The sequence below is a fragment of the Rhodanobacter sp. C01 genome, assembly GCF_002001045.1.
Lineage (GTDB): Bacteria > Pseudomonadota > Gammaproteobacteria > Xanthomonadales > Rhodanobacteraceae > Rhodanobacter.
Window position 1 is genome coordinate 277,795 of sequence record NZ_MUNR01000008.1, and the last position, 24,938, is coordinate 302,732.

At 63.5% G+C, this 24,938-nt stretch carries 30 protein-coding genes; 8 read left to right on the forward strand and 22 right to left on the reverse strand.

Annotated elements, in window-relative coordinates; all coding sequences use genetic code 11:
- Nucleotides 1-12: 12 nt before the first annotated feature.
- The 8 genes from fabG to B0E50_RS05770 all read right to left on the reverse strand — a co-directional run bounded on the left by fabG (nt 13) and on the right by B0E50_RS05770 (nt 6,496).
- Nucleotides 13-750: a 3-oxoacyl-ACP reductase FabG gene (fabG, locus tag B0E50_RS05735; RefSeq protein ID WP_077440225.1), complete on the reverse strand. Its 738-nt coding sequence runs from the start codon at nt 748-750 to the stop codon at nt 13-15.
- Between the two features lie 16 nt (nt 751-766).
- On the reverse strand, nt 767-1,201 hold the full coding sequence (locus B0E50_RS05740; protein ID WP_077440226.1) for a phosphotransferase: 435 nt from the start codon (nt 1,199-1,201) through the stop codon (nt 767-769).
- On the reverse strand, nt 1,185-3,545 hold the full coding sequence (locus tag B0E50_RS05745) for an MMPL family transporter (RefSeq protein ID WP_174575025.1): 2,361 nt from the start codon (nt 3,543-3,545) through the stop codon (nt 1,185-1,187). Before B0E50_RS05745 ends, B0E50_RS05740 begins: the two co-directional genes overlap by 17 nt.
- Before the next feature lie 2 nt (nt 3,546-3,547).
- A complete protein-coding gene (locus B0E50_RS05750; protein WP_254427189.1) occupies nt 3,548-4,189 on the reverse strand; it encodes a LolA-related protein in 642 nt (213 codons plus the stop codon).
- On the reverse strand, nt 4,152-5,111 hold the full coding sequence (locus B0E50_RS05755; RefSeq protein ID WP_077440229.1) for an acyltransferase: 960 nt from the start codon (nt 5,109-5,111) through the stop codon (nt 4,152-4,154). The genes B0E50_RS05750 and B0E50_RS05755 overlap by 38 nt, the downstream gene beginning before the upstream one ends.
- Nucleotides 5,108-5,410: a hydroxymyristoyl-ACP dehydratase gene (locus tag B0E50_RS05760; protein ID WP_077440230.1), complete on the reverse strand. Its 303-nt coding sequence runs from the start codon at nt 5,408-5,410 to the stop codon at nt 5,108-5,110. Before B0E50_RS05760 ends, B0E50_RS05755 begins: the two co-directional genes overlap by 4 nt.
- Nucleotides 5,407-6,126: a xanthomonadin biosynthesis protein gene (locus B0E50_RS05765; protein ID WP_077440231.1), complete on the reverse strand. Its 720-nt coding sequence runs from the start codon at nt 6,124-6,126 to the stop codon at nt 5,407-5,409. The genes B0E50_RS05760 and B0E50_RS05765 overlap by 4 nt, the downstream gene beginning before the upstream one ends.
- A 100-nt stretch (nt 6,127-6,226) precedes the next feature.
- Entirely contained in the window at nt 6,227-6,496 is a 270-nt protein-coding gene (locus B0E50_RS05770) for a phosphopantetheine-binding protein (protein WP_077440232.1), read from the reverse strand.
- Nucleotides 6,497-6,588: 92 nt separating this feature from the next.
- Here B0E50_RS05770 and B0E50_RS05775 point away from each other — a divergent pair, with 92 nt between their 5' ends.
- On the forward strand, nt 6,589-7,581 hold the full coding sequence (locus tag B0E50_RS05775) for a pteridine-dependent deoxygenase (RefSeq protein ID WP_077440233.1): 993 nt from the start codon (nt 6,589-6,591) through the stop codon (nt 7,579-7,581).
- 140 nt (nt 7,582-7,721) lie between these two features.
- Here the strand turns inward: B0E50_RS05775 and glmU are convergent, their stop codons facing one another.
- The 14 genes from glmU to queD form a co-directional block, all read right to left on the reverse strand.
- On the reverse strand, nt 7,722-9,095 hold the full coding sequence (gene glmU, locus B0E50_RS05780) for a bifunctional UDP-N-acetylglucosamine diphosphorylase/glucosamine-1-phosphate N-acetyltransferase GlmU (RefSeq protein ID WP_077440234.1): 1,374 nt from the start codon (nt 9,093-9,095) through the stop codon (nt 7,722-7,724).
- A 68-nt stretch (nt 9,096-9,163) separates the two neighbouring features.
- Nucleotides 9,164-10,246, reverse strand: a complete 1,083-nt coding sequence (locus B0E50_RS05785) for a DUF748 domain-containing protein (RefSeq protein WP_077440235.1) — start codon at nt 10,244-10,246, stop codon at nt 9,164-9,166.
- Nucleotides 10,247-10,319: 73 nt separating this feature from the next.
- Nucleotides 10,320-10,862 (reverse strand): hypothetical protein, encoded by a 543-nt coding sequence (locus B0E50_RS05790; protein WP_077440236.1) that lies wholly within the window; start codon nt 10,860-10,862, stop codon nt 10,320-10,322.
- A 180-nt stretch (nt 10,863-11,042) separates the two neighbouring features.
- Nucleotides 11,043-11,471: a F0F1 ATP synthase subunit epsilon gene (locus tag B0E50_RS05795; protein ID WP_077440237.1), complete on the reverse strand. Its 429-nt coding sequence runs from the start codon at nt 11,469-11,471 to the stop codon at nt 11,043-11,045.
- A gap of 56 nt (nt 11,472-11,527) precedes the next feature.
- The gene (atpD, locus tag B0E50_RS05800; protein WP_077440238.1) at nt 11,528-12,940 is read right to left on the reverse strand and encodes a F0F1 ATP synthase subunit beta; all 1,413 of its coding nucleotides are present in this window, start codon (nt 12,938-12,940) and stop codon (nt 11,528-11,530) included.
- A 122-nt stretch (nt 12,941-13,062) separates the two neighbouring features.
- Nucleotides 13,063-13,980, reverse strand: coding sequence for a F0F1 ATP synthase subunit gamma (atpG, locus tag B0E50_RS05805; RefSeq protein ID WP_077440239.1), 918 nt, complete (start codon nt 13,978-13,980; stop codon nt 13,063-13,065).
- Between the two features lie 73 nt (nt 13,981-14,053).
- Nucleotides 14,054-15,604, reverse strand: coding sequence for a F0F1 ATP synthase subunit alpha (gene atpA / locus B0E50_RS05810; protein WP_077440240.1), 1,551 nt, complete (start codon nt 15,602-15,604; stop codon nt 14,054-14,056).
- A gap of 96 nt (nt 15,605-15,700) precedes the next feature.
- A complete protein-coding gene (locus B0E50_RS05815) occupies nt 15,701-16,231 on the reverse strand; it encodes a F0F1 ATP synthase subunit delta (RefSeq protein WP_077440241.1) in 531 nt (176 codons plus the stop codon).
- Nucleotides 16,232-16,234: 3 nt separating this feature from the next.
- Entirely contained in the window at nt 16,235-16,705 is a 471-nt protein-coding gene (locus B0E50_RS05820) for a F0F1 ATP synthase subunit B (protein WP_077440242.1), read from the reverse strand.
- Between the two features lie 93 nt (nt 16,706-16,798).
- Nucleotides 16,799-17,077 carry a F0F1 ATP synthase subunit C gene (gene atpE / locus B0E50_RS05825; RefSeq protein ID WP_077440243.1) on the reverse strand — a complete coding sequence of 93 codons (279 nt, stop codon included), beginning with the start codon at nt 17,075-17,077 and terminating at the stop codon, nt 16,799-16,801.
- 82 nt (nt 17,078-17,159) lie between these two features.
- Complete coding sequence (gene atpB, locus B0E50_RS05830; protein ID WP_077440244.1) at nt 17,160-17,975, reverse strand: F0F1 ATP synthase subunit A; 816 nt, start codon at nt 17,973-17,975, stop codon at nt 17,160-17,162.
- A gap of 3 nt (nt 17,976-17,978) precedes the next feature.
- The gene (locus tag B0E50_RS05835; protein ID WP_139350765.1) at nt 17,979-18,299 is read right to left on the reverse strand and encodes an ATP synthase subunit I; all 321 of its coding nucleotides are present in this window, start codon (nt 18,297-18,299) and stop codon (nt 17,979-17,981) included.
- Between the two features lie 313 nt (nt 18,300-18,612).
- On the reverse strand, nt 18,613-19,002 hold the full coding sequence (locus B0E50_RS05840) for a phasin family protein (RefSeq protein ID WP_077440246.1): 390 nt from the start codon (nt 19,000-19,002) through the stop codon (nt 18,613-18,615).
- Nucleotides 19,003-19,153: 151 nt separating this feature from the next.
- Nucleotides 19,154-19,516 (reverse strand): 6-carboxytetrahydropterin synthase QueD, encoded by a 363-nt coding sequence (gene queD, locus B0E50_RS05845; protein ID WP_077440247.1) that lies wholly within the window; start codon nt 19,514-19,516, stop codon nt 19,154-19,156.
- 249 nt (nt 19,517-19,765) lie between these two features.
- Between queD and B0E50_RS05850 the strand changes: the two genes are divergently transcribed.
- From B0E50_RS05850 to B0E50_RS05880, 7 genes are all read left to right on the forward strand, one after another.
- A complete protein-coding gene (locus B0E50_RS05850; protein WP_077440248.1) occupies nt 19,766-20,149 on the forward strand; it encodes an HU family DNA-binding protein in 384 nt (127 codons plus the stop codon).
- Nucleotides 20,150-20,897: 748 nt separating this feature from the next.
- Nucleotides 20,898-21,575, forward strand: a complete 678-nt coding sequence (locus B0E50_RS05855; RefSeq protein ID WP_077440249.1) for a recombinase family protein — start codon at nt 20,898-20,900, stop codon at nt 21,573-21,575.
- Between the two features lie 54 nt (nt 21,576-21,629).
- On the forward strand, nt 21,630-21,971 hold the full coding sequence (locus B0E50_RS05860) for a metalloregulator ArsR/SmtB family transcription factor (protein ID WP_077440250.1): 342 nt from the start codon (nt 21,630-21,632) through the stop codon (nt 21,969-21,971).
- Complete coding sequence (locus B0E50_RS05865) at nt 21,968-22,441, forward strand: ArsI/CadI family heavy metal resistance metalloenzyme (RefSeq protein WP_077440251.1); 474 nt, start codon at nt 21,968-21,970, stop codon at nt 22,439-22,441. The genes B0E50_RS05860 and B0E50_RS05865 overlap by 4 nt, the downstream gene beginning before the upstream one ends.
- Nucleotides 22,442-22,448: 7 nt before the next feature.
- Nucleotides 22,449-22,952 (forward strand): arsenate reductase ArsC, encoded by a 504-nt coding sequence (locus B0E50_RS05870; protein ID WP_077440252.1) that lies wholly within the window; start codon nt 22,449-22,451, stop codon nt 22,950-22,952.
- Entirely contained in the window at nt 22,949-24,019 is a 1,071-nt protein-coding gene (arsB, locus tag B0E50_RS05875; RefSeq protein WP_077440253.1) for an ACR3 family arsenite efflux transporter, read from the forward strand. Before B0E50_RS05870 ends, arsB begins: the two co-directional genes overlap by 4 nt.
- 351 nt (nt 24,020-24,370) lie before the next feature.
- Nucleotides 24,371-24,931, forward strand: coding sequence for a hypothetical protein (locus B0E50_RS05880; RefSeq protein ID WP_139350766.1), 561 nt, complete (start codon nt 24,371-24,373; stop codon nt 24,929-24,931).
- Nucleotides 24,932-24,938: the final 7 nt, after the last annotated feature.

Sequence of the window (24,938 nt, forward strand, 5' to 3'; positions counted from 1 at the left end):
CGGGAGGTGCCGTCAGCCCATGCCGCCGTTGACACCGATCACCTGACCATTGATGTATCCCGCTGCATCGCTGCACAGGAAGGCCACCAGGGCGGCGACCTCCTCCGGTTTGCCGGCACGTTGCGCGGGCACGATCTCGCGGATGCGCTCGGGCGGGAAATCCTCGCCAATCATGCGCCCCTCGATCACGCCCGGCGCGACCACGTTCACGGTGATCCCGCGCGAAGCCATCTCGCGCGCCAGCGACTTGCTGGCACCATGCAAGGCAGCCTTCGCCGCGGCATAGTTGGTCTGTCCGCGGTTGCCGAGCTGCGCTGCCACCGAACTCACCGAGACGATGCGGCCGAAGCGCGCACGCGCCATCGGCAGCAGCAGCGGCTGGGTGACGTTGAAGAAGCCATGCAGCGAGACGTCGATCACCCGATGCCATTGCTCGCCGCTCATCCCGGCCATCGGCGCGTCGTCGTGCACACCGGCATTGTTGATCACCGCATGGATCGGACCTTCGGACAACAACCCATCCAGCGCTGCGCGCGCCACCTCGGCATCGGTGACATCGAACGCTGTTGCCTGCGCGCTGCCGCCTGCCGCGAGGATCGCCACGACCACGGCCTCCGCGCGATGCAGACTCTGGTTGGCATGCACGATGACGTGATAACCGTCTGCGGCCAGTGCGTGGCAGATGGCTCCGCCCAATTCGCCACTGCCGCCGGTGACCAGGGCGCGGCGCGAAACAGGAGTGGCAGACATGGCGCGACCTCGCGGCTCAGGACTGGGGATGGATGACCGCGGCACGCCCGCTGGCCAGCAGGCGACCGCGATGTTCGACGCGGAACGCATACTGCGCACCGCCATCATCGGCATAAAGACATTCGGCATGGACGTCCAGATGACCCTCCAGCCGATCGACATATTCCTCGAACAACTGCACGTCGCGCAGACTGACCAACCGGCCCGGCCGCGCCGTTTCGACGCCTGCCCCGCGCGCCAGCAAGGCACCATGCACGGCCATCGCCTGCGCACCGTATTCGGCCAGATGCACGGCATGCAAGCCCTGCAGGCTGCGCAAAGGATGATCCGTCTGCGCATGACCGGCACTGATTGCATGAATCGTGCGCTCGTCCCATGCCAGCACGGCATCCAGCAGACACATGCTGCCGGTGTGCGGGATCAGCGATGCCCAGTCAGTCTTCGGAAGCATGCGGTGCCATCAGGATCGACAGGCAGAAATGGAAGGCGACGCCGAGGCTCACGGTGAGGCCGATCGCGCGCAGCACGGGAATCGTCGCCCAGGCCAGCATGCCGAACACCAGCAACGCCGACAGCACGCAGACGAGGGTGGCATGCAGGGTGCGCCGCTGCTCGGCCGCGTCGCCCGTATCGCGCTCGAAGAACAGCGCGTAATGCAGACCGAGGCCACCGGCAAGGATCAGCGCAACCAGGTGGAACAGCGAGACCTCGATGCCGGCCATGCGCTCCACCGCCAGCACCAGGAAGGTCGCCAGGGTCATTGGCGCCAGCACGTGCCAGGCGCGACGCAGGCTGCGCAACGCCACGGCGATCGTCAGCACCAGCAGGATGGTGGCCACCAGCAAGGCTTGCAGGATACGTGTCCTATATGCCGCCACCAACGACTCCGAGGCTGCCTTCAGATCCAGCAGGCGCACCGCACCGTTCGTGCTTTCGCCGAGCGCCTGCAGTGCGGCCACATCGTGCACGCCACTGACCGTACCCAGCCCGAGCCAGTGCCCATCGCGATGCACCAGCATCGCCGCGACGCGCTGGCCCAGCGGGGTCTGCGCGTAATGCTCGGGCGTCAGCGGCGGCAACTGCCGCGCGGTTTCGACATCATCCAGGAAAGGCTGGAACAGGTCGGGGCGGAACGGCAGTCCTTGCACGGCTTCATTCAACGCATGTTGCAGCGTGGCGCGGTCCGGCAGCGCCTGCTGGCGCTGCCGCTGCAATGCGACGGTCGGCAGATAGCGCGACGGCAGTTCCAGCGCATCGACGGCGTGTTTCGCCACCAGCGCATCGACCTGCGGTTGCAGTTTTTCCGACAGCGCCAGTACGCCCTGCTCGGTCGGCGCCTGCAACACCAGCAGGTAGCGCACATCCGGTGCACCGAGCGCCTCGCGCAGGCGGCCGTCACGTTGCAGCATGTCCTGCGGCAGCGGGGTCAGCGCGGCGAGATTGTTCTGCCAGAACGGGCCGGGCGCGAATGCCAGCATCAGCACGATCACCAGCGCCATAAGCACCGGAATCCAGCGCGGCCGTGGCAGCCGGTCGACGAAGTCACGTGCCCTTGCCAGCCAGCGCATCTGCGCCACATCGCGCACGCGTACCGGCAGCAATCGCGACAGCAGGTAGCGTGTGCTGAAGCCGGCCACCAGCAGGCCGACGATGGTGAACACGGCGAGCTGCTTCAGACCGTTCACGCCGGACGCATAGAACGCCAGATAGGCGATGCAGGCCGAGGCGATCGCGGTGAGCAGCAATGGCCACAAGGCACGCACGCTCTGTACTGCATCCTCGCCGGCACGGCGATGGCTGAGCACGCGGATCGGGTACTCCTGTGCCACACCGAGCAAGGTGAAACCGAACGCCAGGGTGATCCCATGCACTTCAGGAAACGCCAGCGTCAGTGCCGCGATGCCGGTCAGGGCCGCGCTGGCGATCGGCAATGCCGACAGCAGCAGCGAACTGAAGCTGCGGTACGCCAGCAGCAGCAGCGCAATGAAACCCACGCTGGAAATGCGGCCGATCCAGTCCGCCTGCTGTCGGGTCTGCGCACCAACCACTACGCTGAAATAGCCCGGCCCGCTGAATTCGAGTTGTGCAGCGGCACTCCCCGGCAACGCATGGAACGCGCGCTGGATGCCGTCGATCGCCTGTTGCTGCGCATCCGGATCGAAGCCTGCGGCCGTGGTCTGCACCAGCAGCAAGGCTTCGTCCTGTGGCGAAAACCACACGCCCTCGCGCACTTGCGGCGACTTGGCCGGCGTCCAGCGTTCGGCCAGCTTCAGTACTTCCAGCGTGGGGTCGCGTGGCAGCAGGCCCTTCAGCAGACTTGCTGCCGGCGAGGACAGATCATCCAGTCGCTGCTGCAGCTGATCGGCCAGATAGGCCTCATCCAGTGGCTGCGTATCCAGCGTCGGCGACAGCAGGTAGCGATACGGCAGCAGGCTCGCGTCCAGCGCACCGAGGTCGAAGCTGCCGTTGAGTACCTGGCTGTAGCGCTTGTCGGCGTGCAATGCACTGGCCAGACCCTGGCTCAGCGCCGCCAGCTGCGCGTCGGCGCCAGCCATGGATTGCTCAGTGCCGCGAGCGCAGGATGCGCAGGAGCGGCTAATGGACAGCAGCAGCAACCGCGACCCGGGCCCATCGCCGACCTGCTCCATCAGCAGGCGCTGATCCGGCGTGGTGGGTGATGGCATGAAACTGCGCAGATCGGTGCTGACTTTCAGCCGCTGGGCAACCAGCCAACCGAGCCCGGCCAGCGCCAGCAACCAGACGATCAGCAGCGTCGCGCGCGCGCCAGCACGCATGCTCAGGGCGTGCCCCGGCACAGCGCCTGCAGCGCCTCGCGCGTCGGCTGGGCCGGCATCTTCGCAGCCAGCGGCCCGAGCAGATCGATGGCGAGATCGCCATCGGCTTCCTGCATCCGCATGCAGCGCGACTGCTTGCCGGCGCCATCGATTGCAATGCTGGCCACGGTCTTCGCCACCTTCGCATCGCGTGGCGCCAGGCTCAGCGTCCACGTGCCCGCGGGATCACCGCTGAGCCGCATCTCGAACGCGTGCTGCAGACGCCCGGCATCGCCACTGAGCAGCGCCACAAAGCTGTCCAGCAGCACCTGCAGCTGCGGCGCACGCGCCAGCGAGAAACGGCGCGGGCTTTTGCCGGCGCGCTGCTGGGTCACCTCGCCGTCGGCGATGGTCGCGGTTTCCTGTTGCGGATGGTCGACGCGTCGCTGCAGTCGGTCACCGCCCAGCCAGGCCAGCTCGCCGGATACCACCAGCGGTCGATCCAGCACCTGCATGAAACGCGCCTCGGCAAACGCCGTGCGCGCCGGTGCCGGCTGGCCGAGGGCACTGATCAGCACTTGCGCGGACGAGGACGCCGTGGCCGGCATGGATGCGGCAGGGGGTGCCTCAGACGCCGACGTGCTGGCCCACGACAGTGGGCTCATGCCCAGCAGGAGCGCGCAGATCTTGCTGCCAGAAATCATAGAAATTGAACCAGTTGTAGGGGGCGACATGGACGTAATGTTCCAGCCGCCGAGCATAACCGCCGATGAGCGCATCCAGCGCCGGGCCGCGGTTGTGCCGCGGAATCTCCACCTGGTCGGCCAGCGGCTCGAAGATCAGCCGGTAGCGGTTGCCGCCCAGATACAGACCGAAGCACAGCACCACCGGCACCTTCAGCGTATGCGCCAGCAGCCACGGGCTGATCGGGAACGGAGCTGGCGAGCCGAGGAAGTCGACATGCCGCAGAACCTCGTGGCCGCGGCCGCGGTCGGCCAGCATTGCCACCACGGCACCGCCCTGGCAGGCCTCGGCCATCGCCAGTGCGATCGAGGTGCCGTCCTTGGCGGCATCGATCACGCAGGCACCGACCTCCGGCGCCAGCGCCTCCAGCAACTCGGTCATCGCAGGCGTCTTCTGCTTGTCCAGCACCACACGCAAGGGCATTTCCGGGCGGCGCGCGCCGAGTGCCCGCAGCGCCTCGAAACTGCCCTGGTGCGAACCGAACAGCAGCACGCCACGACCCTGGGCAATGCGCTGATCGAGCAGTTCCAGCCCTTCGGTCTCGATCTGGAACGGCTTTTCGCCGTGCGCCAGCAGGAACACCCGATCCATGATCGTGGCGGCGAAACAATGGATGTGCCTGAGCACCTGCCACGGCATCACCGGCTGCTCGAACACGCGTTGCAAGTACTGCTTCGATGCCTGCCGCTCCGGCCCACGGCGCAGGTAGAAGTACAGCGTGATGGGATACAGGCACAGCCGCGCCACACGACGACCGCCGTACAACGCGATCGTCCGGATCAGCCAGATCGCAAAACGTCCACCACCTTCCGGACGGCTCTGCCAGTGTTCATTCGTATTCATGTCGCTCCCTCGACCAGGCCACGTGCCAGCAGGCTGCCGTCACGCCGAATCTCGAAACGGAACCGCACCGCGCCTGCTTCCGTCAAGCGCAGCAGCGCGGCCTCATCGGGCAACAACGGTGCCATGAATTTTGCTTCCACTACCTCGCTCAGTCGCTGCCCGCGCCATGCGCGCAAGGCAAGCGCCACCTGTTCCAGCAGAATCACTCCCGGCACCAGCGGATGATCCGGGAAGTGACCCGGCAGCGCCGGATGCCCGCCATCGATGCACACTACCTGTTCGAAGCCAGCATCATTCATGGCGCAGCGATCCGGTTGCCACGCACCAGCTGCGGCCAGTGCAGGGCCAGCTGCAGCAGCATGTCGTGCAGGCCGGGATGACTCAGGTGGCGCAAGCGCCAGCGACGGTAGCCGTACTCCAGCAGGAATGCGACACCAAGCGATACGTAGCCACCGGCATGCAGCCATGCCGCGGCCCAGCGATCGGATATCGGCAACGGCGAGACGATGCCGAAGCGCGCCAACAGCCCGCTGTGCTCGGCACACAACAGCAACACCGCGAGTACCACCGCCTGCGTCGCCAGCAACACGGTCCAGAACCAGGTGACCTGGCGGGCATAACGCACCACACCAGGTTGCGACAGCCGATCAGCACCTTCGATGGCGACGATGAAACGCGCCACCAGCGGTTCGGAGGTACCCAGCGTGCTGCCGAACCAGCAGGCCAGCAGCGCATTGATCAGCACCGGCACGGCTTCCAACAGCAGGCCGGCAAACCCGTACAGCGACAGCAACAACAACGCCAGCAGCATGCCCAGCCAGGCCAGCCACGGCCCGACACGACCGCTCTGCAGCCGCGGCAACATCACGGCCGTCAGCAGCAGCAGCAGCGCCGCCAGCGGAAAAATCTGCCGATGCGTCACCGCGCCGGCGATCGCCAGCAACGGATAGGCAAGCAGCAACGGCAGCACATAACGCCGCGTCGCGCTTTCAGCAGGTGGAGATGAATACGTCATGCAGCATTCCGCGATGGCAGCATCGGTGGCACAAGCCTGCCACTGACAGGGGAATACCGCGTGACGAACCATGCACGCCGGCGTTGCTCACGAACCGCTGTCAACCGACGCGGTGCTGCTCGACATGGGCGGACAGCGTACGCAGGCTGGTGAAGATCTGCCGGTTGTCCGGGTTGTCCGAACGCAGCTGGAAGCCGTAGCGCTTGGACACGGCCAGCGCGATTTCCAGTGCATCGATCGAATCCAGCCCCAGCTCGCCAGCGAACAGCGGCGCATCCGGCTCGATCTGTTCCGGGGTGACGGCTTCGAGGTTCAGACATTCCACGATCAACGTGGCCAATTCGTGCTGTGCTGCTGTCTGCTCTGCCATGCCCGGTTCCGTACTCTGGATTCATTGCCTCCCCCCGGTGGCAGTGGCTGTGGAGTGTAACATAGCGCCCCTGTCGTTCCCGGTTGCAACCAATGATTCAGGGATGTGAAAACCCACAGATCGAGCCGCTGCAGCGCCGTGCACCGCGAATTTCCTACCGGATTGCGGACGCTGCAGATGCGCTGAAAGAATCCGGCACATTGGCACTGTTCGGTTTCGGTGCCGGCGGCCCGGGCTGCGACGATCCGCGTTATCTGCAAGTGGCACTGGAATGCTTCGATGCGCCCCCGTCGCTGGAGGTCTGGCAGGTCGATGCGCCGGTGAGCTGCGGCACCGACGGCGCCCTGCGCTGGTCGGCTGGCGGTGGCTGGCTGTTTGCAGCCACCGAACTGGACGAGCGTGAGCATGGCGGCCCTACCGCCACCGCGAAGCTGGCCTACGAACAGCTGCACCGCTTCGTGGGAGCACGCGGTGCTCAGCATGTGCTGCGCGTATGGAACTACCTCGGCGCGATCAATCACGGCGAGGGCGACGCCGAGCGTTACAAGCACTTCTGTGACGGCCGTGCCGCCGGTATGGGCGACTTCTTCGCCGAAGGCTTCCCCGCCGCCACCGCGATCGGCCATCACGGCGATGTGCACCGGCTGCAGGTCTACCTGCTGGCTTGCGACCAGGGTGGCATCCGGGTGGAAAATCCGCGTCAGGTCAGCGCCTGGCGCTATCCACGCCAGTACGGCCGCACCCCGCCCAGCTTTGCCCGCGCCATGGTGCTGCCGGCGCAGGATGCGCTGGCGATCTCCGGCACGGCTGCCGTGGTCGGACATGCCTCGGCGCACCACGACGACCTGGATGCACAGCTCGATGAGACGCTGACCAACCTGGAAGCGTTGCTCGCCAGCGCCGACATGACGGCTGGATTCGACACCCATTCGCCGCTTAAAGCCTACGTGCGCCACAGCACTGATGCCGCGCGCGTCCGCGAATTCTTCCGCCAACGTCTGCCCGGCGTGCCGATACTGTTGCTGCATGGCGATATCTGCCGCAGCGAACTGCTGGTGGAGATCGATGGCTGGCGCTATGCCTGAGAGCCGACGAATGCGAAGCATTGTTGATGACGCGCACCAGCCTGTCACTGGGTTGATGTATCGCGAGTCCAGCAACTCGATAAGCGTCCGTCATCGACGGTGCATGCAAAACCCATCAGAGCCTGGGTGGCCGGCGCTCGTCATGTCGATGCTTTTACCGGACGCTTCCAGCCATGGAAGGTCTGCTGCCTGCCACGCGCCACGGTCAGTTCACCCTCTGGCGCATCGCGCGTGATCACCGAGCCGGCGCCAATGGTGGCCTGTGCGCCGACGGTCACCGGCGCCACCAGGGCGCTGTTGGAACCGATGAAGGCGCCATCGCCAATACGTGTCACGAACTTGTTCACGCCATCGTAGTTGCAGGTGATGGTGCCGGCCCCGACATTGACGCCGCGGCCGATCTCGCTGTCGCCGAGGTAGCTGAGGTGGTTCGCCTTGCTGTTCTCGCCGATGTGCGTTTTCTTGACCTCCACGAAATTGCCGACATGCACGCCGGCATCCAGCTCGGTGCCGGGGCGCAGTCGTGCGAATGGGCCGATCGTGCACGGGCCATGGGTGATCACACCCTCCACATCGCAATGCGACTGCACCACGGTACCGGCGGCCAGCTGCACGTCCTTCAGCCGGGTGAATGCGCCGATGCGCACATCGTCGCCCAACGTCACTCTGCCCTCGAGGATCACGTCGATGTCGATCTCGACATCATGGCCGGCATCGACGCTGCCGCGCACATCAATGCGCAGGGGATCGGCAAGCCGCACACCGCCGGCCAGCAGCGCGTGTGCCTCGCGGTGGCGATACGCCGCCTCCAGCTCGGCCAGTTGCAGCGGGTTGTTGGCACCGGCCGCCTCCACCGGATCGGCACATTCGACACTGAGCGCGGCGCGGGCTTCCTCGGCGGCCATGCGGAAGATATCGGTGAGGTAGTACTCGCCCTGGGCGTTGTTGCGATCGAGCCGCTTGATCCAGCCGCGCAATGCCTTCGCATCGGCAACGAGCATGCCGGTGTTGACCAGGTTGACCGCGCGCTGGTCGACGTCAGCGTCCTTCTCCTCGACCACTGCGCGCACCTTGGCATTGCCGTCACACAGCACACGGCCATAGCCGCGCGGATCGGCGAGCCGGGTGGTGAGCAGGCTGAAGCCGCCCTCCGCCTCCACCAGTTGCTGCAGCGTCGCCACCCGGGTCAGCGGCACGTCACCGTACAGGACCAGCACACGCGCATCCCTCGGCACACCGGCGAGCGCCTGCTCCACCGCATGGCCGGTGCCCAGCCGCTCGGCCTGCAGCACCCACTGCAAATCGGGCTGCCCGGCAAACGCAGCCTGCACCTGTTCGCCGCAATGACCGTACACGACATGGATCGCCACCGGCTGCAGGGCGCGTGCCGTGGCGACCACGTGGGCGAGCAGGGGGCGACCGGCCAGCGGCATCAGCACCTTGGCCCGGTTCGACTTCATCCGCGTACCGGCACCGGCGGCGAGGATGATCACATGCAGGTTTGCAGCTTCCATATCGCTCCCTTGGCCATCTGGAAATAGTGACGATGCAGGATACATCCTGCCTCTGTCCGTACCGTGGCTCAATGCTTCGCTTCGTCTGTCGTCGGCGTCAGCTTCTTCAATTGCGGCGTATAGGCCTTGATGAAGGCATTGCGCAGCACGCCGAAGATCGCCTGGGACGTGTCCAGCTGCTTGTCGTCGATGCGTCCGCTGATCGGCACGCGGGTGGCAAACTGATCGTTCGCATGGTTCTCGAACAACGAGACCACGCCCTGGGCCAGCGCTTCATAGGCCAGTTTTATCGGCCCCTTCTTGTCCTGCACCACATCCTGTTTCCAGCTGAAGATTTTCAGGTCGTGGAAAATCGGTTTGGCATAGCCGTCCAACTGCCCGTTACTGGCTTCCAGTTCCATTGTGAAGTCGCCGCTGCCGCCGGCGAAATCCAGGCCGGCATAAGCACGGGCAAGATCGTTGGCCTTGACCAGCTGGATGTTCGAGGCATGCAGCTGATAGGAAAAATCGCCGAAGTGACTCAGCGGATCGAAGCTGGCCTGGGTTTCGAACGGCGCGTCGCCGAGGATCTTTGCGGTGACATGCAGCGTGGCCACCCGATTGCCGTGGCGCCGCTGGATGTTGGTGAGGTTTGTGACGGTGCCATTGACGTCGGTCATCTTCAGATCGACGCGCGGGTTCGTTACGAAACTCTGGAAAGTCACCGTGCCGTTGCTGACGTTGATCTCGTCCAGACGCATCGGCGCCAGCAACTTGAGCTGGGCACGCCAGTCCACGCCCTTGCCGGTCTGGCTGTCGCTGTCGCCATGGCCTTTGACAAAATTGATCGTGGGGTCGGTGAAACTCACCTTGCCGCGAAACACTCCATGACTCAGTGCAAACCAGCTGAGCTGGATATCGGTACGCCGGGTGTCGAGCAATGGCGCGGGCAGTTTGCCGGTCGTCTTGACGATGCGAAGCCCGTTGATGGTGTAGGCACCCCGCCAGAGATGCAGGTCGATATCTGCGATCTGGCCGTGATATTCGCCCATACGATCCATGCGGGCATTGAGATAATGCCTCACCACGTAGGGCAACAGTGCGCGTGCGATCAGCAGCAGCGCGATGACAATCAGCAGCCGGCCAAGGTGTCGACGGTGATGAGGTTTCATGGGGTCGATCCGCGGCGCAAGTCAACGCATTCTAGATACCAGCATGTTCGCGCAGTGTGGATGGCTCGCACTGCTACGGGCGCACCGCTCCGAGCGCTTCAGCGGAGACGGAAGGCTGGCCAGCGTGGCACTCGAAGTGGAATACATAGATTCGCCTGAATGGCTCGGTGTCGCTGTCCACCTCATGGGTGTTGCCATCGGCGTCAGCGGCCCAGTGTTCGATCTGCAGCGGGGTGAACCGCCATTGCAGTGCAGCCACGCGAACAGCGGCAAAGAACTGTTGCCAGCGCGGCGGAGCCGCGTCTATCACGATTCTCCGCACGTCGCTCACCATGCCGGCCTTGTCCACGCTCAACTGTGCCTGCACTTCTTGCCGCCGTAGACAGGTGGCGAGCTGGCTGGCCGGATAGACCGGCATCACACGCTGAACCGGCGTCGCACCTGTGGAAACATCACCCAATGCCAAGTGATAGCGCGCCGTACCCGGCGGCACCATTCCCCACGAGCCATCGCCGCGCGGCGGCGATGGCGTGATGCGCGGCGAGCTGGCACAACCAGTCAGCACCAGCAGCACGATGCAACCTGTGTACCGCCATGAAGCCAGCTGCTCGATCATGCGCGTCACGCATTCAATTCATAAGTCATATCGGCATCCTGCCCACGCAAAAACGCCGGCACAAGGCCGGCGTCTGTTCATCACTGCCAGTCGTCAACGAAACGACCGCTCTTATTGAAAGAGCGACCACGGATGGCCGCATTTTGACCCTGGTTCTGCGCTCAGGGACGAGCGCACAAATTAATGTTTGAGGTTCTTGCGCAAGCGCTCCAGCGCCTGCAGCTGGGTCATCGCTTCGACCAGCTTGGCCTGGGCCTCGGCAATGTCCACCGCGTCACTGCGGCTGGCCAGGGCGTCTTCGGCTTCCTTCTTGGCGCGCTGCGCGGACGCCTCGTCCAGATCGGATGCGCGGGCCGCGGTGTCGGCGAGCACGGTGATCACCTGCGGCTGCACTTCCAGGATGCCGCCGGACACCCAGAACTGCTGACGCTCACCACCGGCCAGCACCACGTCGACGTGGCCAGGCTTGAGGCGGGTGATCAGCGGGGCGTGGCGGGGCGTGATGCCCAGCTCGCCCAGCTCGCCGGTGGCGACCACCATCACGGCGTCGCCGTGATAGATCTCGGCTTCGGCACTGACGATGTCGACGCGTATGGTTTGGGTGGTCATGACTCAGGTTCCGAATGCGTAAGACACAGGGCGGACTGACGGTCCGCCCTTGAGGATCAGGCAGCCTTCTTGGCGCCCATCTCTTCGGCCTTCTTGACCGCCTCGTCGATGCCGCCAACCATGTAGAACGCCTGCTCCGGCAGATGGTCGACGTCGCCGTCGACGATCATCTTGAAGCCGCGGATGGTTTCCTTCAGCGGCACGTACTTGCCCGGCGAGCCGGTGAACACTTCGGCCACGTGGAACGGCTGCGAGAAGAAGCGCTCGATCTTGCGCGCACGCGACACGGCCTGCTTGTCTTCTTCCGACAGCTCGTCCATGCCGAGAATCGCGATGATGTCCTTCAGCTCCTTGTAGCGCTGCAGCGTGCCCTGCACACGACGGGCAACGTCGTAGTGCTCGACGCCGATCACGTTCGGGTCCAGCTGACGGCTGGTGGAATCCAGCGGATCCACCGCCGGGTAGATACCCAGCGAAGCGATGTTGCGGCTCAGCACCACGGTCGCATCCAAGTGGGCGAAGGTGGTGGCGGGCGACGGATCGGTAAGGTCATCCGCGGGCACGTAGACGGCCTGGATCGAGGTGATCGAGCCGGTCTTGGTCGAGGTGATGCGCTCCTGCAGCACGCCCATTTCCTCGGCCAGCGTCGGCTGGTAACCCACCGCCGACGGCATACGACCGAGCAGTGCGGACACTTCGGTACCGGCCAGCGTGTAGCGGTAGATGTTGTCGACGAAGAACAGCACGTCACGGCCCTTGCCGGATGCGTCCTTCTCGTCGCGGAAGTACTCGGCCATGGTCAGGCCGGTCAGCGCCACGCGCAGACGGTTGCCCGGCGGCTCGTTCATCTGGCCGTACACCATCGCGACCTTGTCGAGCACGTTGGAGTCTTTCATCTCGTGGTAGAAGTCGTTGCCCTCGCGGGTACGCTCGCCCACGCCGGCGAACACGGACAGACCTTCGTGCGCCTTGGCGATGTTGTTGATCAATTCCATCATGTTGACGGTCTTGCCCACGCCGGCGCCGCCGAACAGGCCGACCTTGCCGCCCTTGGCGAACGGGCACATCAGGTCGATCACCTTGATGCCGGTTTCCAGCAGGTCGTTCGCGGCCGCCTGGTCGTCATAGCTCGGCGCCTCGCGATGGATCACCCAGCGATCCTGCTCACCGATCGGGCCGGCTTCGTCGATCGGGTTGCCGAGCACGTCCATGATGCGGCCGAGCGTCTGCTTGCCGACCGGCACCTTGATGCCTTCGCCGGTGTTGCGGGCGATCAGGTTGCGGCGCAGGCCGTCGGTGGAACCGAGCGCGATCGTGCGCACGATGCCATCGCCCAGCACCTGCTGCACTTCCAGCGTGATCGCGGTGCCGTCGATCTTCAGTGCATCGTACACCTGTGGTACCTGATCGCGCGGAAACTCGACGTCGATGACCGCGCCGATGATCTGAACAACTTTACCCTGGCTCATGGAATGCTCCGGATGGATCTTTAAGGTTCTGTCTAAGCGCCGTTTGAAGCGTCGCTCTTATTGAGAGTGCGGCCACGGATGGCCGCTTTTTGATCTTGTTCCGCGATCAGGGACGATCGCACTTATACAGCCGCGGCGCCGCCGACGATTTCAGAAATTTCCTGGGTGATCGCGGCCTGACGCGCCTTGTTGTAGATCAGCGTCAGCTCGCCGATCACCTTGTTCGCATTATCCGACGCGCTCTTCATCGCCACCATCCGCGCGGCATGCTCGCTGGCCAGATTCTCCAGCGACGCCTGGTACACCACCGACTCGATGTAACGACCCAGCACGTGCTCCAGCACGGTCTGCGCATCGGGCTCGTAGATGTAGTCCCAGTCGTGGCTCGCTTCCAGCTTGACGCCGGCATACGCCGACTCGCCAGCGGCCTGGTGCGCTTCCATTTCCGACGCCACCAGCGGCAGCGGCAACAGCGCGTCGATGGTCGGCTTCTGCGTCATCGTGTTGACGAAGTCGTTGTAGGCGAGGAACACGCGATCCAGACCGTTGGACGTATAGGCGTCCATCATCACCTTGATCACGCCGACCAGCTGCTCCAGCTTGGGCTTCTCGCCCAGATGGCTGACGCTGCCGATCAGGTTGACGCCCTTCAGACGACGGAAGAACGAGATCGCCTTCTGGCCGATCGCGACCACGTCCACCTGCACGCCCTGCTGCTGCCACTCGGCGATCGCCGGCAACAGGCGACGGAACAGGTTGGAATTGAGGCCGCCGCACAGGCCACGATCGGTCGACACCACGATGTAGCCAACCCGCGCCACTTTCTCGCGCTGGGTCAGGAACGGATGGCTGAAATCGGTGCTGGCCTGGGCCACGTGCGCGATCACCTTGCGCATCGAGCGGGCATACGGACGCGAGGCCTTCATCATGTCCTGCGCGCGACGAATCTTTGCCGCAGAGACCATTTCGAGCGCGCGCGTGACCTTGCGCATGTTCTGCGTGCTCTTGATCTTGGTTTTGATTTCGCGTCCGCTGGCCATGCTTTATCCGCTCGTTGTGCTCGCTGGTGGGAAGGGAGAACGCTGTCCGCCCTTCCGATTCACTACTACCGTCTTACCAGCTACCGGTTTTCTTGTACTCGTCCAGCGAGGCCTTGAAGGTGGCTTCGATGTCGTTGTTCCAGTCACCGGTGGCCACGATCTTGCTCATCAGCTCGGCGTGGTTCTGGTGCATGAACGCGTGCAGACCCTTCTCGAACGGCAGCACCTTGTTGACCGGCAGGTCGTCGAGGTAGCCCTTCTCGGCGGCGTACACCGACAGTGCCAGCTCGGCGATCGACAGCGGCGAGTACTGCGCCTGCTTCATCAGTTCGACCACGCGCTGACCACGATCGAGCTGGGCGCGGGTGGCCGGATCCAGATCCGAGGCGAACTGCGCGAACGCGGCCAGCTCACGATACTGCGCCAGCGCCAGCTTCACGCCGCCGGACAGCTTCTTGACGATCTTGGTCTGCGCGGCACCGCCGACGCGGGACACCGAGATACCGGCGTTCACGGCCGGACGGATACCGGCGTTGAACAGGTCGGTCTCCAGGAAGATCTGGCCGTCGGTGATCGAGATCACGTTGGTCGGCACGAACGCCGACACGTCGCCGCCCTGGGTCTCGATGATCGGCAGCGCGGTCAGCGAACCGGTCTTGCCCTTTACGGCGCCGTTGGTGAACTTCTCGACGTATTCCTCGGACACGCGCGATGCTCGCTCGAGCAGACGCGAATGGAGATAGAACACGTCGCCCGGATACGCTTCACGACCCGGCGGACGCTTCAGCAGCAGCGAGATCTGGCGGTAGGCCACGGCCTGCTTGGACAGATCGTCATACACGATCAGCGCGTCTTCGCCGCGATCGCGGAAGTACTCGCCCATCGCGCAACCGGAATACGGCGCCACGTACTGCAGCGCGGCCGACTCGGACGCCGAGGCGACCACGACGATGGTGTTGGCCAGCGCGCCGTTCGCTTCGAGCTTGCGCACCACGTTGGCCACCGACGAACGCTTCTGGCCGATCGCGACGTAGATGCACTTAATGCCGGAATCCTTCTGCGCGATGATCGCGTCGATCGCCAGCGCGGTCTTGCCGGTCTGGCGGTCGCCGATGATCAGCTCGCGCTGGCCGCGGCCAACCGGGATCATCGCGTCGACCGACTTGTAGCCGGTCTGCAGCGGCTGATCGACCGACTTGCGCCAGATCACGCCCGGCGCGACCTTCTCGATCGCCGCGTTGAGCTTGGCACCGAGCGGACCCTTGCCGTCGATCGGGTTGCCCAGCGCGTCGACGACGCGGCCGAGCAGCTCCGGGCCGACCGGCACTTCGAGGATGCGGCCGGTGGTCTTGGCCGTATCGCCTTCGCGCAGGTGCTGGTATTCACCGAGCACCACCGCGCCGACCGAGTCGCGCTCGAGGTTCAAGGCGAGGGCAAACGAATTCCCCGGCAGCTCGATCATTTCACCCTGCATCACATCGGCGAGGCCGTGGATGCGCACGATGCCGTCGGACACACTGATGATCGTGCCTTCGTTGCGTGCTTCCGCGCCGAGCTTGAACTGCTCGATGCGGTTCTTGATCAGTTCGCTGATCTCGGACGGATTCAAAGTGGTGCTGGACATGGTCATTTATCTCGAAATGTTAGAAACGAAGCTCTTTCACCGAGTCCGGCCATGGATGGCCGGTTTTACTCTTCGCGAAATGGACTTCGCGTTAAATCAACTCAGAGCGCTGGCCAGCTGCGCCAGGCGTCCGCGGGCGGAGCCGTCGATCACTTCTGCGCCGGTATCGATCACCACGCCGGCCAGCAGCGAAGCATCGACCTTGGTTTCCAGTTCGATCTCGCGCTTGAAGCGGCGCTTCAGCGACACCTTGAGCTGTTCGGCCTGCGCCGCGTCCAGTGCCATCGCGCTGGTCACCTTGACCAGCAGCTGCGACTCGGACTCACGCTTGAACGCCTCATACAGATCGGCCACTTCCGGCAGCAGCGCCATGCGACGCTGCTCGGCCATCTCGGTGAGGAACTGCGCGAACGGCGCATCGACGGCGACACCGGCAGGCAGATGCAAGGCCACCAGCTGAGCCGGCAGCACCCGCGGATCGGTGCCGAGATCGGCCACGCGCGAATCCTTCGCTACCGCAGCAGCGAAGGTCAGCGCCTGCGACCACGCAGCCAGCGAACCGGCGGCATGCGCCACTTCGAAGGCGGCGCGGGCGTACGGGCGAGCGAGGGTGATTGCCTGTGCCATCGATCAGATCTCGGCCGCGAGCTGGTCGAGCAAGGCCTTGTGCGTCGACGCATCGACCTCGCGCTGCACGATCTTGCTGGCGCCCTGCACCGCCAGTGCGCCCACCTGCTCGCGCAGCTGGTCACGGGCGCGCTGGGCCATCGACGCGATGTCGTCCTGCGCGCTCGCCTTCAGCCGGTTGATCTCGGTGATGGCTTCGCCACGGGCCTTGTCGATGATCTGATTGGCCTGCTGCTGGGCCTTGTCGATGATCTCGGAGGCCTGCTGACGGGCCACCTTGATCTCGGCAGCCACCTTCACGTCGGCACTCTTCAGCTCGGCGTGCGCACGCTCGGCCGCATTGAGGCCTTCGGCGATCTTGATCTGCCGTTCTTCAATGGCCTTGTTGATGTGCGGCCAGATGAAGTGGACACAGAACCAGATCAAGATGGCGAACGAAATCATTTCGCCAATCAAGGTCGCGTTGAAATCCATCGCTGCGTTACCTGTAAATACGGGATGAAACAGACACGGGCACTATGGATGCCCGTGCCAGACGGACGGCGGCGCCACGGCGCCCCCAGTAACTCAACCTGCGACCAGCTTCGACAGCAGCGGGTTGGCCACGGCGAAGTACATCGCCAGCGCCACGCCGATCAGGAACGCGGCGTCGATCAGGCCAGCGAGCAGGAACATGCGGCCCTGCAGCAGCGGCACCAGCTCCGGCTGACGGGCAGCCGCTTCGAGGAACTTGGAACCCATGACGCCGATACCGATACAGGCACCGAGGGCACCGAGGCCGATGATCAGACCCAACGCGATGGCGGTGAAGGACTGCACTTGAGCAATATGAGCGATGAGTTCCACGACGGTCTCCTGAGAAATTTAAACTGAAAAGATCAAAACGGTTGAAGCAGATGATTCGAAAATCGCGATTCGATAAGCGTGATCAGTGGTGATCGTGCGCCATCGAGATGTACACGATCGTCAGCACCATGAAGATGAAGGCCTGGATGCCGATGATCAGGATGTGGAAGAGGCCCCACACCGTGTAACCGATGATGCCCGCGCCATACAGCGCCCAGCCGGCCAAGCCGGCGCCAGCACTGAACAAACCAGCGATCAGCATGAAGACCAGCTCACCGGCGTACATGTTGCCGAACAGTCGCATCGCCAGGCTCACCGGCTTGGACAGCAGCTCGACGACGTTGAGCAGGAAATTGGGGATCCACAGCAGCGGATGCGCGCCAAACGGAGCGGTGAACAGCTCGTGCATGTAGCCGCCGGCACCCTTCGCCTTGAAGCTGTAGAAAATGATCAGCACGAAGATGGTCAGCGACATCGCGAACGTCATGTTGATGTCGGCGGTCGGCACGGCACGGAAATGACCGACGCCGAACTTCTGGGTGATCCACGGCAGCAGATCGACCGGCAGCAGATCCATCGCATTCATCAGGAAGACCCAGACGAACACGGTCAGCGCCAGCGGCCCCAAAAAGCGACGATCGCCGTGGAACACGTCCTTGACCTGGCCATCGACGAACTCCAGCACGAGCTCGACGAAGGCCTGCCCCTTGCCCGGCACACCGGCGGTGGCCTTGCGCGCCTTCAGCCAGAACAGCAGGCAAAACAGCACGCCAAGCACAAGCGACACGGTAATCGAGTCGATATGCACCGCCCAAAAACCCTCCGGACTCGCCTGCGGGCGCAGGTGGGTCAGATGGTGCTGGATGTATTCGGTCAGGCCACCCGACTCACTCGCCATGTCTCAACCCTTGAATCTGAACGCCAACAGATAAACCGCGTAAGCAGCCGCCAACCCCGTGATGGCGGCCAGCGGCGGCAACTTGTATTGGAACAGGATCACGACCAGCCCCCCGACGATCACGATCCATTTCAGGAGCATGCCCGTCAGCAATCGGCTCAACGCCACGCCAGCCCCGTTCAACCCGCTGAAGAACCGCGCCGACAGCAGCGCAGTACCCAGCGCCACAATCGCCGCGCCCGCCGCAGCCGACATCGCTTCACGACGCCCCAGCGCCAGGAAAACGAGGCCGGCCAGCACCGCCACAGCAAGCTGCAGCCACATGATGCGCAAAGCGAGACGTCGACCGGAGGCAAGACTGTTGAGCACGTAACGTCTCCGCGCGGTTTACACCAGGCGGCACCGAAACAGCTACGGGCCACGATCCAATCCGCAAAAGTATATCAGCGCGCCGATTGCAGCGACAAGCTGTGCTTCTTGCGGCATCTCGCCCCGCTTGCTGAAAATGCGGCGCGCAACACGGGCGACGGCCACTTCCCCGAGGCGAAATTTTTGCAACCGCACATGCAAACAGGGCCGAACACGAGGTTCGACCCTGGGATCGCGGCGAACCGCGACGGCGCAACTACAGCCGGGATTACTTGGCGGCTTTCTTGGCAGCAGCGACGACCGGCGCCGACACGGCGTCATTGGCGGCCTGACGCTGCTCCTGCACGAGCGCATTCAGCGACTCGGCGGTCTTCTGGGTAATCGCGATGACTTCCTGCGAAACCGCCACTGCACGCTCGGCGTTGTCGCGGTTCAGGCTGGTGCCCTTTTCCCACAGGCTGCGCAGGCCGTTGATGTCGCGGGTTTCCAGCGCTTCGGCAACGAACTCGGCCGAAACCTTGGTGTGCTCCTCGAGCGCCTTGAGCTGCAGCTCGGCGACCGTCTCCAGACCCTTCAGGGCCAGCGACTGGGCCTTGAAGGCGCTGTCGGTCAGCTGCTTGGTGAAAGCGAAAAGCTGGTTGTTGAATTGCTGAGTCATGGTGCTGTCCTCACTGAGGATGGGGTAGTGGGACGCACTCTATCAGCACTTTTTGTGCAATGCAATATATTTTCCGCAAGCCAACCAGGCCAGTCATGAAAAATTCAATGAAAACGTTTACTTGATGACAGTTGGCGTTTTTCGCGGCGCGTCAAAAATCACTGCGACTGCAGCTGGCGCCTGAGGTACACGTCTCATGTACCACCACTTTATCCAACCCCGGCAGGCGCGGCTGCAGATGCCGCCAGATCCAGCGCACCAGCATTTCGCTGGTCGGGTTTTCCAGCCCCTCGATGTCGTTGAGGTAGTGATGGTCAAGCTGGTCATACAACGGCGCAAAGGCCGCCTTCACGTCGGCAAAGTCCATCACCCAGCCCAACTGCGGGTCAGGTTCCCCGGAGACATGGATCTCGACGCGGAACGAATGCCCGTGCAGCCGCGCGCACTTGTGCCCGGCCGGCACGTTCGGCAACCGATGCGCCGCCTCGAGAGTAAAAATCTTGAAGATATTCATGCCGGCATTGTACAGCCGGGACCGCGCGACTCTGCGGCATGACGGCCCTCCAACCCGGATTCCGCGGCCCGGGCAGATATCGAAAGAGCCGTTTCCGAAGCCGACGATGGCAGGGACCCACCCGCACCCGATACGTTTCACCCGCAACCGTGAGCCGCCCGACTGTTGGCCGCATCGCGGATTTGCCCTACATTCCGCTTGCCGGGCGACGTTCCGGCACTCCATTCACCGAATTGCGCAGGGAAACGTATGGCAAAGACCCAGAAACAGGCTGTGAAGAAGGCTGCCCCGAAGGCTGCTGCCAAGCCGGCCGCCCCCAAACCGATCAAGGAAACCCTGAGCAAGTCGGGGCTGGTGGCGCACATCGCCGAAACGAGCGGCGTCGTGGCCAAGGACGTGCGGGCCGTACTCGCCGCACTGGAAGGCGCTGTCGTCGGCTCCGTCCACAAGAAGGGTGCCGGCACCTTCATGCTGCCGGGTCTGCTGAAGATTACCGCCGTCAACGTGCCGGCCAAGCCGAAGCGCAAGGGCATCAACCCCTTCACCAAGGTGGAACAGTGGTTCGCCGCCAAGCCGGCCAGCGTGAAGCTCAAGGTGCGCCCGCTGAAGAAGCTCAAGGACGCCGCCGCCTGAGAAGGCGCGACCAAGAGCGATACCTCCGGTTCATTGCCGCCGACGCGCGGCAATGAACCGCACAACCGCCCGCTCAATCAGGTAGGCACAAAAAAACCCGCTGTCATGCGGGTTTTGAGGCTTCCAGGCCTTACTGGAAATGCCTTGAAACAGGCATTGGTGGCTATGGGTGGAGGGGAAGCATAGCCACCATCCAATACCAGAACCGAGCATTTCCGCGGCTTCCCACTAATGCGGTTGGGTCGATTGTACCAGCCGTCGTAGCACTTGCTGTAGCACTTGGTGTCCCCCAAGGGGAGTCCTCGAAATGTCGGGCACAAATTTCCGGTGGAGTGTCTGAGCCGCTCTGACCCTGCCACTTTCCCCCTCCACCCCCATCAATTCGAGGGTGAAAGTCGGACTCGAACCATTGTCCTGTTCAAAGAACTTCCTAGGGGGCCGATACCATCCCAATGGATGTTTACGGAAAGTGGCCCGCGAAGAGCCACCCATTGGCACTCTCCCACTATAGGGTGTTACTTTGATAAACGCTTGAACGGGGGGAGATGTGTGAACAAAAAGACGGGGCATAAGCAACCGATTCCAAGAACAGCTGGCAACCTGCCGAAGGTAGGTGCCTTGTCTCAAAAGTTGCCTGTCGAAATTGTTGAATCGCTTGTCGGCGCGATGGAAGACGGGAAGGAATACAGCAGCCTTGTAAACAAGTCGCCCAAAGAGCGTATGGCCGTCTTATACTATCGAGGAACCGATGAAGCTTGTGAGCTACCTCCGAGTCTCTACAAGGAAGCAGGGCGAGAGTGGCCTGGGTCTGGACGCCCAGCGGGCCGCCATCGAGAACTACGCCGCACAGCGGCACGGCACGGTCATCCAGACCTTCACCGAGATCGAGAGTGGCAAGCTCAACCAGCGGCCAGAGCTTGCGAGCGCCCTTCACCTCGCGAAGGTTACGGGTGCCACGCTGGTCATCGCAAAGCTGGACCGCCTGTCCCGCAATGCAGCCTTCCTTCTGGCCCTGCGTGACAGTGGAGCGCGCTTTGTGGCCGCGGATATGCCAGACGCGAACGATCTGACTGTCGGCATCATGGCCCTGGTCGCCCAACAGGAACGCGAGGCCATCTCCCGGCGCACTAAGGAGGCACTGGCGGCCGCAAAGGCGCGCGGGGTTCGCCTGGGCAATCCGAATGGAGCTCAGGCCCTCAAGCGGGCGGGGCGCGGGAACACTGCGAGCCTCCAAGCAATCCGAACCGCTGCTGACACGCATGCGCGCAACCTTCAGCCCGTCATCCGCGCCCTCGCGACTGAGGGCAAGACAAGTTTGGGGGCCGTGGCGACAGCCCTGAACGAACGAGGGATGCTGACGCCTCGCGGCGGCCGATGGCACAAGACGTCCGTGCGCAATCTCCTGGATCGCCTCGAAGTGTCCTAGCTGTCATTTCGGGGAGCACTTGACGCGTCCTAACGTTTCCGTAATTCTCGAAACATGGAATCGATAAACGCTCTCGCCTGTCTCAGTGCCCTGTCCCAGGAGCACCGCCTCCACCTCTTTCGCCTCCTCGTTCAGGCAGGCGAGAAAGGAATGTCTGTCGGCGAGCTTGCCACGGCAACGCGCCTTCCTGGAGCAACGCTGACAAACCATCTCCATATCCTTCGACGTGCGGGGCTAGTCGCCGACGAACGCCGCGGGCGGGTGATCCAGTGCCGCGCGAACTACGAACAGATGACCTCGCTGCTCGGTTTCCTTACTGAGAACTGCTGCGCGGGCTCCGGCGGCCCTGAGAGTTGTGCGCCGGCCACCAACTGCCTTCCACGGAGAACACCATGAAGCGCTTCCACGTCCACGTGAACGTCGAACACCTCGACACCAGCATCTCGTTCTACTCCACCCTTTTCGGGACTTCCCCAGCTGTCGTGAAAGACGATTACGCCAAGTGGATGCTCGACGACCCCAGGGTGAACTTCGCCATCTCGGCCCGAGGCCGCACCGTTGGCGTGGACCACCTAGGACTTCAGGCGGAAGACGACAACGAGCTCGCCGTTATCGGGTCACGTCTCCAATCCGCCGACGCAGTGATGCTCGCTGAGAAGGCCACAACGTGTTGCTACGCCCACTCCGACAAGTTCTGGGCTGAAGACCCTCAGGGAGTTCGCTGGGAGAGTTTCCGGACGCATGGCGAAGCGACGACATATACGAGCGCTCCGAGCCTCGACGAGCCGAGGACGGGCTCCTGCTGCGGCCCTTCAGACATAAGCGCGGCCAGCTGTGCCCCACGAACATCAACCAGCTGCTGCTGAGGCCTCAATGAGCACGCCCCCGTACAACGTTCTCTTTCTATGCACCGGAAACTCGGCCCGTAGTGTGATGGCCGAAGCCCTCCTCAACGTCTTGGGCCAAGGCCGCTTCATTGCCCACAGCGCCGGCAGCTTTCCGAGTGGCACAGTCCAACCGATCGCTGCGCAGATGGCGCGCGAGTTTGGCTACGAAGCAACGCTACGCAGCAAGAGCTGGGATGAGTTCGCGCAGCCGGATTCACCGCCCATCGATATCGTTATCACCGTATGCGACAACGCAGCTGGAGAGATGTGCCCGATATGGCCCGGACAGCCCGTCACGGCCCATTGGGGTGTGCCTGATCCCGCGAGCACCGAAGGCACCGACGACGCCCGTAGGAGGGCATTCCGAAGCGCCTGGATGATGCTTCGACAGCGCATCGAATTGCTCCTGGCTCTCCCACTGGCGAAGCTGGATCGCATCGCAACGCAACGCGAACTGCGGGACATCGGCAGCACCGAGCACGTCGGATGAGCAACAAGGTTGTAAGCACCGAGGCACCCGCTCCCATCGGCTTCTTCGCACACTACCTCAGCATCTGGGTCGCGGCCTGCATCGTCGCCGGCGTAGCACTCGGACACTTCTTCCCACCCATCTTCTCGGCCTTGGCGTCCCTGGAAGTGCAGCACATCAACCTGCCGGTGGCCGTGCTGGTATGGCTGATGATCGTCCCGATGCTAATCAAGGTGGACTTCACCCAACTGAGTGGAGTGCGCCGGCAGGCGCGAGGTATCGGCGTGACGCTGTTCGTGAACTGGGGCGTCAAGCCGTTCTCCATGGCACTGCTGGGCTGGCTGTTCGTCCGACACGTCTTCGTGGCCTGGCTCCCAGTGGCACAGCAAGACTCGTACATCGCGGGGCTGATTCTGCTTGCCGCAGCCCCCTGCACGGCGATGGTCTTCGTGTGGTCCAGGCTGTGCGGTGGAGAGCCCAACTTCACCTTGGCTCAGGTCGCTCTGAACGACGCGATCATGGTCATTGCCTTCGCTCCCATCGTGGCGTTGCTGCTGGGTGTGGCGTCCATCGCCGTGCCTTGGCCGACGCTGATGCTGTCCGTGCTCCTGTACATCATCGTGCCGGTGATTGCGGCGCAGCTCTGGCGTCTGCAACTGCTGCGTGGTCCGGGGCTGCCGGCGCTGGAGCGAACGCTGAAACGCCTCGACCCCTGGTCTACCGTAGCCCTACTGGCAACCTTGGTGCTCCTGTTCGGCTTCCAGGGAAGAGCCATCACCGCGCAGCCCCTCGTCATCGCGATACTCGCTGTGCCCATCGTGATTCAGGTGTACCTCAACGCGGGGATCGCGTACGGGCTGAGCCGGTGGCTCAACGTCCCTCACTGTGTGGCAGGACCGGCCGCACTGATTGGTGCTAGTAACTTCTTTGAGCTGGCGGTGGCGGCGGCCATCAGCATCTTCGGGCTTCAATCCGGAGCAGCTCTTGCGACCGTAGTCGGCGTGCTGGTTGAGGTCCCCGTCATGCTGTCGGTGGTCCATATCGTGAACCGGACGAGGCCGTGGTTCGGCGAGACGTCGATAGCGTAGTCGCAAACTTGTGCGTTTCATCGCGAATACTTACGATATGCGGCCGTCTACCACCGGCCTGTCTTGCTGTACCCGTGTCCGTGCGCGGCAGTGAGGGGTGTCGAGTTTCGTTGAAGCCGAATGACCCAGCCAGCAACAGAGAAGCGAGTTTCAGACCGGCCCTTCAACCCATCTCGCCTTCCCGTCACGAGTGAATCCCGAGGATTGACCCGAGAAGTCCTTGACCGCCTGAGCTCGGCAGAGCCGCGCTGCAAGAGACGTCAGGCAACTGCTCAGCTGATCCATGAACGCGCTGTCTCGGCGCTCACTTGCGACTTGGTGCATCTGCACCTGACCAAGCCCACTGAGTGGATGAACGTCGAGCTCTCGAAGGCAGTACTGTCGCCGGCACGTCGCCGCGCGCCCTTCATGACAGAGAAGTTCGCCGAACTCGTGAAGGGCCTAGCGGCGCCCGAGGTGAACCTTGTGGAGCTCCGAAAGGGCAACCAGCAGTCCCTCGGTGGTCTACGGACGACGATCCGTCCCAGCGCTTGGCTTGTCGGGCGCATTGCCGAGCTCGGCTTGGGGCTGAGCGACCTCGGATGTGAGCGCGCCCTGCTCGGCGAGCCTCTGGAGCTCCGCGGGAAGAAGGTCAAGAGGTTCGTCGGAGGCAAGGTCGTCTTCCTGGCGGAGAAGCTCCCCTTGCCGCAGTCGGAAGACGTCGCCCGCATCCGCAAGGAGATGGACGAGATCAACGCATGGATCGCCGAGACCAACGTGTCCTGGCACGGTGACGAGCAAGAGGACAGGGTCGATCTCGGCAAACGTTTCCTCAAACGCATCTTCAACAACGGGTCATTCGAGGCAGGGGACGGCTCTACGGTGGGTTCTGGCAGTCAATGGAGAAGGGACCTCGGCTGGATGGTGTTTTGATCGGTGA

Excerpts from the sequence above, each read along its gene's own strand:
- fabG (WP_077440225.1), bottom strand. The coding sequence starts at position 750 with ATGTCTGCCACTCCTGTTTCGCGCCGCGCCCTGGTCACCGGCGGCAGT.
- B0E50_RS05785 (WP_077440235.1), bottom strand. The coding sequence starts at position 10,246 with ATGAAACCTCATCACCGTCGACACCTTGGCCGGCTGCTGATTGTCATC.
- queD (WP_077440247.1), bottom strand. The coding sequence starts at position 19,516 with ATGAATATCTTCAAGATTTTTACTCTCGAGGCGGCGCATCGGTTGCCG.
- B0E50_RS05790 (WP_077440236.1), bottom strand. The coding sequence starts at position 10,862 with ATGATCGAGCAGCTGGCTTCATGGCGGTACACAGGTTGCATCGTGCTG.
- B0E50_RS05765 (WP_077440231.1), bottom strand. The coding sequence starts at position 6,126 with ATGACGTATTCATCTCCACCTGCTGAAAGCGCGACGCGGCGTTATGTG.
- B0E50_RS05770 (WP_077440232.1), bottom strand. The coding sequence starts at position 6,496 with ATGGCAGAGCAGACAGCAGCACAGCACGAATTGGCCACGTTGATCGTG.
- B0E50_RS05820 (WP_077440242.1), bottom strand. The coding sequence starts at position 16,705 with ATGGATTTCAACGCGACCTTGATTGGCGAAATGATTTCGTTCGCCATC.
- B0E50_RS05870 (WP_077440252.1), top strand. The coding sequence starts at position 22,449 with ATGAGCACGCCCCCGTACAACGTTCTCTTTCTATGCACCGGAAACTCG.
- B0E50_RS05855 (WP_077440249.1), top strand. The coding sequence starts at position 20,898 with ATGAAGCTTGTGAGCTACCTCCGAGTCTCTACAAGGAAGCAGGGCGAG.
- arsB (WP_077440253.1), top strand. The coding sequence starts at position 22,949 with ATGAGCAACAAGGTTGTAAGCACCGAGGCACCCGCTCCCATCGGCTTC.
- B0E50_RS05755 (WP_077440229.1), bottom strand. The coding sequence starts at position 5,111 with ATGAATACGAATGAACACTGGCAGAGCCGTCCGGAAGGTGGTGGACGT.
- B0E50_RS05815 (WP_077440241.1), bottom strand. The coding sequence starts at position 16,231 with ATGGCACAGGCAATCACCCTCGCTCGCCCGTACGCCCGCGCCGCCTTC.
- glmU (WP_077440234.1), bottom strand. The coding sequence starts at position 9,095 with ATGGAAGCTGCAAACCTGCATGTGATCATCCTCGCCGCCGGTGCCGGT.
- atpD (WP_077440238.1), bottom strand. The coding sequence starts at position 12,940 with ATGAGCCAGGGTAAAGTTGTTCAGATCATCGGCGCGGTCATCGACGTC.
- B0E50_RS05745 (WP_174575025.1), bottom strand. The coding sequence starts at position 3,545 with ATGCGTGCTGGCGCGCGCGCGACGCTGCTGATCGTCTGGTTGCTGGCG.
- B0E50_RS05880 (WP_139350766.1), top strand. The coding sequence starts at position 24,371 with ATGAACGTCGAGCTCTCGAAGGCAGTACTGTCGCCGGCACGTCGCCGC.
- B0E50_RS05795 (WP_077440237.1), bottom strand. The coding sequence starts at position 11,471 with ATGACCACCCAAACCATACGCGTCGACATCGTCAGTGCCGAAGCCGAG.
- B0E50_RS05860 (WP_077440250.1), top strand. The coding sequence starts at position 21,630 with ATGGAATCGATAAACGCTCTCGCCTGTCTCAGTGCCCTGTCCCAGGAG.
- B0E50_RS05840 (WP_077440246.1), bottom strand. The coding sequence starts at position 19,002 with ATGACTCAGCAATTCAACAACCAGCTTTTCGCTTTCACCAAGCAGCTG.
- atpB (WP_077440244.1), bottom strand. The coding sequence starts at position 17,975 with ATGGCGAGTGAGTCGGGTGGCCTGACCGAATACATCCAGCACCATCTG.
- B0E50_RS05740 (WP_077440226.1), bottom strand. The coding sequence starts at position 1,201 with ATGCTTCCGAAGACTGACTGGGCATCGCTGATCCCGCACACCGGCAGC.
- B0E50_RS05760 (WP_077440230.1), bottom strand. The coding sequence starts at position 5,410 with ATGAATGATGCTGGCTTCGAACAGGTAGTGTGCATCGATGGCGGGCAT.
- B0E50_RS05750 (WP_254427189.1), bottom strand. The coding sequence starts at position 4,189 with ATGAGCCCACTGTCGTGGGCCAGCACGTCGGCGTCTGAGGCACCCCCT.
- B0E50_RS05850 (WP_077440248.1), top strand. The coding sequence starts at position 19,766 with ATGGCAAAGACCCAGAAACAGGCTGTGAAGAAGGCTGCCCCGAAGGCT.
- B0E50_RS05835 (WP_139350765.1), bottom strand. The coding sequence starts at position 18,299 with ATGTGGCTGCAGCTTGCTGTGGCGGTGCTGGCCGGCCTCGTTTTCCTG.
- B0E50_RS05865 (WP_077440251.1), top strand. The coding sequence starts at position 21,968 with ATGAAGCGCTTCCACGTCCACGTGAACGTCGAACACCTCGACACCAGC.
- atpG (WP_077440239.1), bottom strand. The coding sequence starts at position 13,980 with ATGGCCAGCGGACGCGAAATCAAAACCAAGATCAAGAGCACGCAGAAC.
- atpA (WP_077440240.1), bottom strand. The coding sequence starts at position 15,604 with ATGTCCAGCACCACTTTGAATCCGTCCGAGATCAGCGAACTGATCAAG.
- B0E50_RS05775 (WP_077440233.1), top strand. The coding sequence starts at position 6,589 with ATGATTCAGGGATGTGAAAACCCACAGATCGAGCCGCTGCAGCGCCGT.